Source organism: Enterococcus ratti (assembly GCF_001886195.1).
GTDB lineage: Bacteria > Bacillota > Bacilli > Lactobacillales > Enterococcaceae > Enterococcus_B > Enterococcus_B ratti.
Genome location: NZ_JXLB01000020.1, coordinates 1 through 12,567, shown reverse-complemented (window position 1 = coordinate 12,567; position 12,567 = coordinate 1). Strand labels below are relative to the sequence as shown.

8 protein-coding genes are annotated in these 12,567 nt (G+C 33.8%); all 8 read left to right on the top strand.

Going from position 1 to position 12,567, the window contains the following annotated elements; genetic code table 11:
- Positions 1-8 precede the first annotated feature (8 nt).
- The 8 genes from rfbB to RV14_RS09325 all read left to right on the top strand — a co-directional run bounded on the left by rfbB (position 9) and on the right by RV14_RS09325 (position 12,466).
- Entirely contained in the window at positions 9-1,037 is a 1,029-nt protein-coding gene (gene rfbB / locus RV14_RS09360; RefSeq protein ID WP_071856003.1) for a dTDP-glucose 4,6-dehydratase, read from the top strand.
- Between the two features lie 195 nt (positions 1,038-1,232).
- Positions 1,233-2,081, top strand: coding sequence for a dTDP-4-dehydrorhamnose reductase (rfbD, locus tag RV14_RS09355; protein WP_071856002.1), 849 nt, complete (start codon positions 1,233-1,235; stop codon positions 2,079-2,081).
- Between the two features lie 56 nt (positions 2,082-2,137).
- Complete coding sequence (locus tag RV14_RS09350) at positions 2,138-4,144, top strand: DUF7657 domain-containing protein (RefSeq protein ID WP_071856001.1); 2,007 nt, start codon at positions 2,138-2,140, stop codon at positions 4,142-4,144.
- A gap of 244 nt (positions 4,145-4,388) precedes the next feature.
- Positions 4,389-5,630: an EpaQ family protein gene (locus RV14_RS09345; protein ID WP_071856000.1), complete on the top strand. Its 1,242-nt coding sequence runs from the start codon at positions 4,389-4,391 to the stop codon at positions 5,628-5,630.
- Positions 5,631-6,674: 1,044 nt separating this feature from the next.
- Entirely contained in the window at positions 6,675-7,481 is an 807-nt protein-coding gene (locus tag RV14_RS09340; protein WP_071855999.1) for an ABC transporter permease, read from the top strand.
- A gap of 11 nt (positions 7,482-7,492) precedes the next feature.
- The gene (locus RV14_RS09335; RefSeq protein WP_071855998.1) at positions 7,493-8,713 is read left to right on the top strand and encodes an ABC transporter ATP-binding protein; all 1,221 of its coding nucleotides are present in this window, start codon (positions 7,493-7,495) and stop codon (positions 8,711-8,713) included.
- Positions 8,703-10,292 carry a class I SAM-dependent methyltransferase gene (locus RV14_RS09330; RefSeq protein ID WP_071855997.1) on the top strand — a complete coding sequence of 530 codons (1,590 nt, stop codon included), beginning with the start codon at positions 8,703-8,705 and terminating at the stop codon, positions 10,290-10,292. Before RV14_RS09335 ends, RV14_RS09330 begins: the two co-directional genes overlap by 11 nt.
- 35 nt (positions 10,293-10,327) lie before the next feature.
- Positions 10,328-12,466: a glycosyltransferase family 2 protein gene (locus RV14_RS09325; RefSeq protein WP_071856028.1), complete on the top strand. Its 2,139-nt coding sequence runs from the start codon at positions 10,328-10,330 to the stop codon at positions 12,464-12,466.
- Positions 12,467-12,567: the final 101 nt, after the last annotated feature.

Here is a 12,567-nt window from a genome sequence, read left to right as displayed (position 1 = left end):
AACATTGTATGAAAAATATCATTGTTACTGGTGGTGCCGGATTTATCGGCTCAAATTTTGTTCATTATATTGTGAATCATCATCCAGAGATTCATGTGACTGTTTTAGATAAATTAACATATGCTGGAAATAAAGAAAACTTAGCTGGATTGCCGAGTGATCGTGTGGAATTAGTTGTGGGTGATGTGGCGGATGCAGTGCTTGTTGATCGTTTAGTTAAGCAAGCGGACGCGGTTGTTCATTATGCGGCTGAATCTCATAATGATAATTCTTTGAAAGATCCTTTTCCATTTATTCAAACAAATATTATTGGAACATATACTTTGTTGGAAGCATGTCGCAAATACGACGTTCGCTATCATCATGTATCAACAGATGAAGTTTATGGTGATCTACCGCTGCGTGAAGATTTACCGGGACATGGTGAAGGCGAAGGAGAAAAATTTACAGCTGAAACACCGTATAACCCTTCTAGTCCTTATTCTTCAAGCAAAGCTGGATCAGACTTGCTTGTAAAAGCTTGGGTACGTTCATTTGGATTACGAGCAACAATCTCTAATTGTTCAAATAACTATGGTCCTTATCAACATATTGAAAAATTTATTCCGCGGCAAGTGACGAATATTTTAAGCGGCATACGACCAAAATTATATGGGGAAGGAAAGAATGTTCGCGACTGGATTCATACGAATGATCATTCTTCGGCTGTTTGGTTAATCTTAACTAAGGGAAGAATTGGCGAAACTTATTTGATTGGTGCAGATGGAGAAGAAGACAATAAAACAGTGATGGAGTTAATTTTAGAATTGATGGGACAACCAAAAGATGCTTATGATCATGTAAACGATCGGGCCGGTCATGATTTACGCTATGCGATTGACTCAACTAAATTGCGTCAAGAGCTTGGTTGGAAACCTAAATTTACTAATTTCCGAGATGGACTGGCTGATACAATCAAATGGTATGAAGAGCATCAAGAGTGGTGGAAAAAAGAAAAAGAAGCTGTAGAAGCAGCATATGCAAAAAACGGTCAATAATTATTAAAAGAGGATCTTTTTGTTTCGTTTGAAGGAAACACTCGATTCTTTCAAACAATTTGATCATATGTGAAAAGGCTTGTAGCAATAGGAAACAGACGATAAGCACGAGTTTTATTATTGATTAGTAAGCGTAAGGGATCTGCAACAAATGTTGCAGCCCCTTTTTTAAATCAATGACGAGGAGAGATTAGAATGTTTTTATTAACGGGAGGAAATGGGCAGCTTGGCACAGAGCTTCGACATCTATTGGATGAAAAAGGCATGCTTTACGTGTCAACAGATGCTGCCGAGTTAGATATTACTGATGCAGATAAAACGATGGAATATATTACGCAGTTAAAGCCAGACCTTATTTTTCACTGTGCAGCGTATACGGCTGTTGACAAAGCAGAAGAAGAAGCAAAAGAATTAGATGAAAAAATTAATGTAGATGGCACAAAAAACGTAGCTTTGGCAGCAAAAGCAGTTAATGCAAAATTAGTGTATGTTAGTACCGACTATGTATTTGATGGAAAAAGCAAAGAGAAGGAGTATCAAGAAGATGACCCCACTAATCCGCTAAATGAATATGGACGGACAAAATTATTGGGTGAACAACTCGTTCAAGAAATTTTAGAAGACTACTATATTGTTCGCACGTCGTGGGTGTTCGGTCTTTATGGTCATAATTTTGTCTTTACGATGCAGCGTTTAGCTCAAACTCATAAACGTTTAACTGTTGTCAATGATCAATTTGGACGTCCAACATGGACACGAACGCTTGCCGAATTTATCGTTTATATGATTGAAAATCATGCACCTTATGGCATTTATCAATTATCTAATGAAAATCATTGCTCATGGTATGAATTTGCAAAAGAAATTTTAAAAGATACAAAAGTGGAAGTCGTCCCAGTAACTTCTGAAGAATACCCTCAAAAAGCAGTTCGCCCGCAGTATTCTGTGATGAGCTTAAAAAAAGCAAAAGATTTAGGTTTTGTTGTTCCAACATGGCAAGAAGCATTAGAAAAAATGTTGACAGAAGCAAAACATTTAAAATAAGCCAACCAGTTTTTTCCTTAAATAAGAAAAGAATAAAAAATAAATAGGAGAATGGTATGGAAAAACAAACAAGACGTGCTCAGCGAACATCAACAAAAAATGCACATTCGAGTTTCTCTGTTCTTGATATTTTTTTAAAGCTTCGCTATCTCATTGGACTTTTAGTAGTCATAGTTATCGTCACATTTAATTTGAATGGTAGTTCTCTAGGTGTTTGGGATAAATATGTTTCACAACGAGAAGATGGTAAAAAAACTGACGTTATTTTCGGTCAAAGCAGAGAAGTTCGCTCAGATGAGTGGCTCGTGCAAACGCCATTTTACCTTTCGCAAGCTGAAAATGATTACCCTTTAGTAAATAAAGATTATTCTTTAAACGGTCAAAACATGATTATTGCTTATAACTCACCAGTCAAAGATATTACAGTGATCGGTAAACCATTTAATTGGGGATTCTTTTTCTTAGGAAGAGATCGTGGGCTTTCTTTTTATTGGGGAATGAAATTAGTCGTCATGGTTTTACTTGGGTTTGAATTATTGATGATTTTGACCAAAAGAAAAAAAGAATTATCGTTGATAGGGGCTTTTGGCTTGGCTTTTTCACCAGCAGTCCAATGGTGGTTTATGCAGCACGTGGGAGATTTGATTTTCTTTACACTCGGGTTGATGGTTGCTTTTTATCATTACTTTTATCAGCATGAGAAAAAAGGAATCCGAGCGATGATGATGTGCTTGATTGTCCTTTTTGGTTTAGGATTTATATTGGTTATTTATCCAGCTCATCAAGTCATGCTTGCTTATCTTCTTGTGTTTTATTTTGTTGGATTATTCATTTATTATGGCAAAAGAATTACTTGGGATCGAGTGGATGCCTATCTAATCCTCGGGGCAGTTTTGCTTATCGGTGGTGTTATGCTCCATTTTTGGCTAACTTCTAAAGATGCACTGCTAGCTTCTTTAAATACATTGTATCCGGGAAAGCGAGTGAGTACCGGTGGAAAATGGAAACTTGAAGAATTCTTTTATTTCTTGACAAATTGGAAAATTTCTTTTAAAGATATTAATTTTTCTAATAATTCGGAAGTTGCTTTATTCTATCATTTTTTTCCAACGGTCTTTTTAGCAAGTCCTTTCGTTTTATTTGGCAAAAAAAACAGTGAACAAAAGTTATTTGGTCGAATTTTAATGGTTTTTTGTTTGTTTTCGATTGTTTGGATTACCACGGGTTTGCCTGAATGGTTTGCTGAACTTACTTTATTGTCCTATGTTCCACCTTTTCGAGCCATACTAACTTTTAGTTTTGCAGCTTGTCTATTAACTATTTGGTTTATTTCCTATATTTGGCAAGAAGATGTGTTTCCAACATGGTATAAATTTGTATTGTTAGGTGCAAATGCGAGTCTTTATGCTTATGTGCTAATGACTTCAAAATTGACAAACTATTTTTCCGAATTGGAAATTTTGTTGATTGTACTAGCTGGAACAGTCATGCTGGCCTTTATTTTATTTCGACGTTGCCGCTTATTTTATTTTGCGTTTGCAACACTCATTGTAGTTTCAGGATGCTTTGTTAATCCAATTGTAGAAGGAACTGGTGCCATTTTTGAAAAAACGTTGGCAAAGGAAATTAAAAAGATCGATCAAAAAGATCCACAGCAAATTTGGTTAACAGAAGATGAAATTTACAATTTTACACCTACTTTAGGAGTAAGAGCTTTTAATGCTGTTCGTTTTTATCCAGATATGCCTGCATGGGAAAAAATTGATCCTAAGAAAAAATATGAAAAATATTACAATCGGTATGCGCATACAAGGGCGTTCATTGCGAAAGAGGAAACGTCATTTATATTAGATCGTTCAGATATGTTTTCAGTGACTCTTAATTTTAAAGATGCTAAAAAATTGGGCATTAAATATGTCGTAAGTAAACGTCCTTTGACAGATTATAATCAGTTGTATCAAGCGCAATTTTCTCAACTTTATGGTCCTGACAAAGATGGATATATGATTTTTGAAGTCTCTTACCCAGAAAATATGAATGAAATGAATTTGACAGCAGGTTGAACATATATTGAAGGTTAAAAGAGGGATTGAGCAAGTAAGGTCAGAGTGTAGAAAAGAATCTCATCTTATGGAAATTGCTCAATCACCTATTTTTGTAGCTCATATCCTCAAAAAAGTTTTCGACGCTGGCTGTATTAGTTGAAATCTCTATTTTAGCTTCAAAAAAATGTGATTATCATTAATTATTATTGATATAGCATTGATGTTTGTTTTTAAATAACAGTATAATAAGATGGAAGGGAGGTTGGAAATCATTCAAACGATTATTGAAAAGTTCATCAACAAAATGAGTGTAGGGCTACTTATACTTTTTCTTTCAGCCATTTTCTTTGTTTGGACTGCCGGACTCAGTGTGCCGCCAGCTAATTTCATTTATGAAAATACTGCGCAATTTGTGACTTTTGGGATTATTATTTTATTTGCTTTAAATGTTTCCAAAATAAGAGGTTCTGATTTTTTTTATCTTGCAGCTGCAATAATCAATTATATAGTGTTTGCGCATTTTAGAGAAGCTAGAGCTAGCTCGATTTATGTAGATTTGTTAATCCCCCTAATTATTGGGTTATGTTTAACGATCAAATGGATTCAGTTTGATAAAGTGGATCGAGTAGTTTTTATCTTTGTTTTTTATGTTTTTCTTGGTATCACGTTGTATCGGATTTTTACTGAAATAAATATACCAAAAGGAGAAAGCATTTGGTTTCCCAGTCAGAAAATTTCGGATATTTGGATCAATACAAATACAATCGGCAGCTCTTTGATGACGCTTGCTTTGTTGATTCGCGGATTTGCTAGTACTTTTGAACGCTGGTATGGTCATATACTTGGCGTGCCGGCCGTTATTGCTGCTACAGTGGGAATTTGGGTTTGTCAATCAAAAGGCGCTTTAGTAGCTATGCTTATTTTTGTGCTATTAGACAGTTTACCTAAACGTTTCTTTAAAGATATTCGTGCTCCTTTTTTTGCGTATCTGTTAGTAACCATTTTTGCGTTACCTATTTCTTACTTAGCTGCTCATTCAAAAAATCTCAATCTTTTTACTGGCCGAGAAGCAATCTGGTTAAAATTTTATGAAACTATTTCAAAAAAAAGTGAACAAGTTTGGCTTGGGATGAAACCTTTTATTTTTCATCGAGGAAATCAATCACTAGGAAATCACAATAGTTATAATGTATTTTTAAATCTTTACGGTCTGTTAGGAATTGTAATTGTTGTACTATTAGTGTTGCTTTATGTTGGAAAATTGACTTTAAAAGCAGAGGTATCAAATAGCCAAGTAACATTTCTTTGGGCATTTTTTGCTGTCATGATCCAATCTTTTATGGAAGAAACGCTTACATCTTTTCCATGGGTACCAATTGTTTATTTATTATTAGGTATGGCATCCCATCGGTATGATTTTTTTGATACTCCTATAAAAAAACAAGTAGGAGCAAATAAAAAAGCAGCAACTCCTCTTTCAAGGGTCGCTCGTCATTCTCATTGATAGGCAATGCTAAAAATAGAAGAGACAAGCAGAAGCGATCAACTCCGAGAAATAAGCCAAAGGAGTTGCTCGCTTCTGTNAAGTAAAAGTATTCTTTACTTCACGCTCGTTTACTATTTACTAAAGTATATATTGTTAAAGTAAGTATTTAAAATTCAAAGTGATATTGCACGCAATATCCGTACGTGAAAAGTGTGACTCCAAAAATAAATTATAAATAAAATTTTTTCATAGAGTTAGTTGTTTATTTAGAAACAAAACAAGTGTAGCATACTTATTTTTGTTGAAAAAGTTTTTTTAATGATGGAACAAATCTTTGCAAACGATATATTCTTAATCAAAATGAACGCTAATTCCATCTTTATCGGTGCAACCGATGCATCTGTTTATGTTTAATTGCTCATCATATCGCAAAAGCGCTTGTAAAAATACTTCAAATTGTCTGTCCATTTAACCACTCAATATGTTAAACACACACCATCGACTACAAATAAGCCAATTAAATGATTCATAATAGCACAAAAAATTGAACTTTCATCGGACTATCGCAAGTCTTTTATGAAAAAACAACTACTAATTCTGTAAGTGTCTCTTGCCATTGATTGGTTAATTCATCATTTTGGCTTTCTTGCTTTAGTAATTTCCTCTATTTATATTTTGAAATTCTCGACAAAAGAGATTATTTGATTAAGCACTAAACTAGCGAGTATTATTTCTTGCATTGCCCTCTTTTTTGGCTTCATTGCAATTAAATAAGTTCTTTTGTAAAATAAAGAGAATGAGATAAGAAGTTTTTTTCAGTTTCTCATAGGTATTTGAAATTAGATAAGTGAGACCATGAAAGGAATCACAACAAAAAGCAAAATAAAATTTATCAACTATTAAAAGAACAATGTGGTTACTTCCTTTTTTAGTTTTTGAAGTTGTCTTTTTTGTTTTTGCTTAATAGAAAATTAAGAAAATAAGAATATCACAGTCTGTTCGTAAAAATATGGTAAAATGTCACAGGACTGTAATTAACAGAATTTGCTTGGAGGAACATAAATGTTGAAAGATTTATTTTTATTTATAAAAGACATCTACCAGAACAGAAAGTTATTGCTTCAATTTTCAATCAATGATTTTAAATCTCGCTATGCGGGTTCTTTTTTAGGGATTTTATGGGCGTTTATCAATCCTGTATTTACTGTCTTGATTTACTGGCTCGTTTTTGGTTTTGGATTGAAGGCACCACTAACTGATGGGAAATATCCATTTATCGTTTACTTGATTACTGGGATGGTTCCGTGGTTCTTTTTTTCGGATGCTTTTACTTCTACGACACTCGTTTTTAGAGAATATACGTATTTAGTAAAAAAAGTTGTTTTTAATATACGTATTTTACCGACTACTAAAATTTTAGCGAATCTTTATACGCATATTTTCTTTATTTTAATTGGATTATTAGTAGCGGGAATTTATGGTATTTATCCTACTGTCATGACAGTACAACTTGTTTATTATTTGTTTTGTATGTGCGCTTTTTTAACTGGATTAACATGGTTAACGGCGTCTATTCAACCGTTTTTACCTGATTTGATGCAGTTGATTACAATCGTGTTGCAATTAATCATGTGGACATTGCCGATTCTTTGGAGTCCTGCCCAATTTAATTCAGTCATTGTCAATGTTCTTAAATTAAATCCACTGTATTATATTGTGCAAGGCTATCGTGAATCTTTTTTAAGTCAAACATGGTTTTGGGAACATAAAATGTATACATTGTATTTTTGGGTGATTACTTTGGTTATTTTTGTAATTGGTTCGGTTGTGTTTCGCAGATTGAAACCACACTTTTCAGATGTCTTGTAAGGAGTATAAATATGACAGAGTATGCGATTAAATTAAAAAATATTACAAAATCTTATAATATGTATGCAAAACCATCTGATCGTTTTCGTGAAGCACTAAATCCATTTAAAAAATCTTATCATGATGTGTTTTACGCGTTAAAAAATATTGATATTGAAATAAAAGAAGGGGAGATGATCGGTTTTGTTGGAGAAAATGGTTCTGGTAAATCCACAATGCTTAAGATCATCACGGGAGTATTAACTCCTACTTCAGGCACAATGGAAATTAAAGGAAAAATATCTGCATTATTAGAATTAGGTTCAGGATTTAATCCGGAGTATTCAGGATATGAAAACATTTATTTAAATGGGATGGTTTTAGGATTTTCACGTGAAGAAATTGATGGAATGGTAGATGACATTATTGAATTTGCGGATATCGGCGATCATGTTTATCAGCCAGTGAAGACATATTCTAGTGGGATGTTCGTTCGTTTAGCATTTGCTGTGGCCATTAATGTTAACCCTGATATCTTGATCGTTGATGAAGCCTTAGCTGTAGGTGATCTTGAGTTTCAATTGAAATGCATGGAAAAATTTACGGAAATAAAAAATTCCGGAAAAACCATTTTGTTTGTCTCTCATGACATTAGTTCAATTCGCCGCTTTTGTGATCGCACTTATTGGTTGAAAAACGGTGAAGTGGTAGAATACGGTGACACAATGGATGTTACTACAAACTACGAAAACTTTTTAAAGAAAAAATCAGTGAAAACAGTTGATCGTAATAAAAATCAAGTGGAACGTTTTGCTGCACCAGACATCGTAGATATTGTAAGTGCACAATTGTTAGATAAGAAAAAAAAGCCAATAGACGTACTTGAACAAGGAGAAACTCTATATGTCAAAGTGGCTTATGAAGTTAAAGATGATTCAATCAAAAATCCTGTGTTGGGAATTGCTTTACGCACCATTGACAATTTTTATGTCTGTGGTTTAAATACGTTGTTAGATGGTATCAGAATTCCTTGGAAAAAAGGTAAAAATACTTTTTATTTAGCGTATGAAAAACTTGGGCTTTTAGCAGGAGAGTATTATTTTGATGTAGCAATTTTTGAAGAAAATGCTACAGTACCTTTAGTTTATAAAACAAAATATATGAATTTATTTGTGAATGGCGCATATATCGGAGAAGGAATCGTGATCTTAGACCATAAATGGGAAGAAGGTAATTTAGCCGATGAAGTATAATTTTGAAATGGATTTAGATGAACAAAGTAGTGTAGGAAAAATTGCAGCTCAAATCAAACCGGGAAGTAACGTGTTAGAATTTGGTCCGGGCAATGGACGATTGACGAAGCATTTAATCGGAGCTAAAAATTGCCGAGTAAGTATTGTGGAACTAGATAAAGAATTATTTGATTTTGTCAGTGAGTTCTCACAAGATAGTTTTTATGGAGACATTGAAAGCTTTGAGTGGGCAAATTATTATGTAGGACAGACATTTGATTACATTCTTTTTGCTGACGTTTTAGAACACTTGGTTAATCCAGGAGAAACGTTAAAAAAAGTAAGAGAATTTTTAAATGAAGAAGGAGAAATTTTAATTACATTTCCCAATTTAGTGCATAATTCTGTAATGATCCATTTATTTAACAATGAACTCCCATGGGCTTCTTACGGTTTATTGGATGAAACACATAATTCTTTTTATACACACGAAGGATTTAAAAAAGTATTTGAAAAGGCGGGTTTGTTTATCAACAAGGAAGATTACCTTTACTTAGCTGTCGGAGATACTGAATTAAATTCAACTTATGAAGACCTTCCTGAAGCGGTTCGTTATGCATTTAAGATGCGTCCTTTTGGAGAAGTTTATCAATATTTCTTTTCTCTTAAAAAATATTCTGTGGCACATAGTAATGTAGCCCAACCGCAAAATTCTAATTACGTACGTATCGTAGAAATGGTTCAAAAAACAGATCATAACGAAACATCTCAAAAATTTCCTTTTAATAATTATACGGGTGAAAATCAAGTACTGACTTTTTCAATAGCTGATGATGTAAAATCGGTTACTTTTCGCTTTGAAAATCGGCCAAGTTTTATCGAATTTCGCGGAGAAGTGTTAGGAAATAAAATTGAGTTTATACAGTCTAATGCGGTTATCAAGACTTCAAATGACTGCTATTTATTTGATGGACAAGAACGTCCTCAATTTACTGTAAGGGAAGTGGCTGGCAAAGAGCTTACAATTGTCTGTCATTACCGTTTTATTGGTGAATTAACTGAAACAATGACTGAGTTATTAACAACGATTAAACCATTGGCTCATATACAGCAACAGCTTACTGCGACTATTGATATACTGAAAAAGGAAAACGAACAGCTGCGTAAAGATTATGGAAAAGTAACGCATGAATTGCAGACAACGACTACACGTTACCACGCATTGTTAACCGAAACGGAATTTACCATTAAACCAAAAAATCGTCGACTTCGTATAAAAGAAACAGCAAAAAAAATTCAAGCGAAGGCTATTTCTTTATGTATTGATAGTAAAACGTGGGATTCAGAAACAAAACTTTTACTGATCAAAGGATGGGGAATTTCTAATGCACAACGTCAACCACTCTCTTATAAGTTATCTGCAAACCAAGCATCGTTTTTTGATGTTTTGCAGTTTGAACGCCCCGAAGTAAATCAAGCAGAACAATTGCCAGCTGGTACAAAAGCTGGTTTTGAACTACACATACGATGTGAAGAAGAAAAAACTTTCTTAATTGAAGTAGTGGCAAAAAGTGGCGAATCTTGGTTTGTTGAGATGTAAGAATGAACTTATTTGATAAAGGAGAACGAAAAATAGTGCAAAAGAAAGAAATTGCCGTATTTATTGATCAAATTACTCGAGAAAGAGCGACTGGCGATTTACTAGTCGTTGGGTGGGCGATTGATGAAGTGACGAAGGAGCTTCCTGTCATCAGAGTTAAAAAAGAAAAGGTAACTGCTGAAGTCACAAATGTAGTCCGTCTTGACATTAATCATTTATATAATCTCGATGTGAAAGCAAAAAGTGGTTTCAATATTCGTTTATCTGGAAATTTGAGGGGAAAAGCCATTTTAGATTTTCGAACAAATGCCCATCAAAACGGTATTGCGATAAAATTAAATGGACGTTATCCGTATGATGACGGAGTGGAAACAACTTGGGAAAAGAAAAAAAAATTATTGAAAAAAGGAATTAATTATACGCGAACGCACGGTGTAAAAAAAGCAATTCGCCGATTCAAACTAGAAATGAAATCTGCAAATACTGATTATGAACAGTGGTTGAAACGACATGAAAAATTTGATTTTCAAAAGCAACGTCAAGAGTCAGTATCTTTTAATTATCGACCACTTATTTCAGTAATTATGCCGGTTTACAACGTCGAAATTAAATGGCTGGAAAAATGTATTGAATCTGTTTTAAATCAAACGTATGAAAAATGGGAATTATGCATCAGTGATGATGCTTCAACGGATCCTAAAATTAGAAAGTGTTTAGAAGCTTATCAAAAAAAAGATCAGCGAATCAAAGTTATTTTCAGAAAAGAAAATGGGCATATTAGCTTAGCCACAAATTCTGCGTTAGAAGTAGCCAAAGGTGAATTTATTGCTTTGTTAGATAACGATGATGAACTCCCACCTTATGCTTTGTTTGAAGTAGCTAAAGTATTGAATGAGCATCCGGAGCTAGATGTCATTTATAGCGATGAAGATAAAATTGATGCAAATGGTCATCGCTTTGATCCTCATTTTAAAGCAGACTGGTCGCCAGATACTTTGATGGGAAATAATTATATTTCTCATTTAGGTGTTTATCGAACAAGTTTGGTTAAAAAGTTAGGCGGTTTTCGAAAAGGATATGAAGGTTCACAAGATTATGATTTGATTTTACGTGTGACAGAGCAGATTCCAAAAGAACATATTTATCATATTGATAAAATCCTATACCATTGGCGTACGATCCCCGGGTCTACTGCAAGCAGCGGTGAAGCCAAGAATTATATTTATGATTCTGGAGTGAAGGCCTTAACGGATGCTTTAAAACGCAGAAACATTAAAGGAATGGTTCGTCCAGGTAGAATTTCGGGATTTTATGAAGTGAGTTACGAAGTTTTAAATGAAGAATTAGTCAGTATAATCATTCCTACAAAAAATGGGTATGATGATTTAAAATTATGTGTGGACTCAATTATAGAAAAAACCAACTATTCTAATTATGAAATTATTGTTGCAGATAACGGCAGTACGGATCCTAAAATGCAAGAGTTATTTGCTGAATATAAAAAGAAGTTAAAGGAAAGATTCTTTGTTGAGTTGATTGATATTCCTTTCAATTACTCTAGAATTAATAATTTAGCTGCAAAAAAAGCAAATGGTAAATATTTATTATTCTTAAATAATGATACTGAAGTCATTGAGCCAAATTGGATGACAAGAATGGTTTCTTACGCTCAATTTGATCGTATTGGCTGTGTAGGAGCAAAACTTTACTATCCAGATGATACGACACAACATGCTGGAGTGCTTGTTGGCATCGGTGGAGTGGCTGGACATGCCTTAAATAATTATGATCGGACACATTGCGGTTATTTTGGCCGTTTAGTGATTGATGTCAATTATTTAGCTGTAACAGCTGCTTGTATGATGGTTAAAACAGCCGATTTTCAAGCAGTAAACGGTTTTGATGAAACATTAGAAGTTGCGTTTAATGATGTCGACCTTTGTTTGAAAATTTATGAATTGGGTAGATTTAACGTGTATGCGCATCAAGTCGAACTTTATCATTTTGAGTCAAAATCTAGGGGATACGAAGATACACCTGAAAAGCAAAAACGTTTTGCCGGTGAAATTAAAAAAATGCAAGATAAATGGCCCAAATATATTGCTCATGATCCTTTTTACAATGATAATCTTACCAAGGAGGGAATTGGAGATTTTTCCCTAAGACCAGATTAGTAAAAAAAATTAGTGTGTTATCTATTCATTTATAGAAAAGATAAGCGTTGTAAGAAAATCCCAAGTATTTTTGTATTTCCATTACAAATTGTTTATTCGCT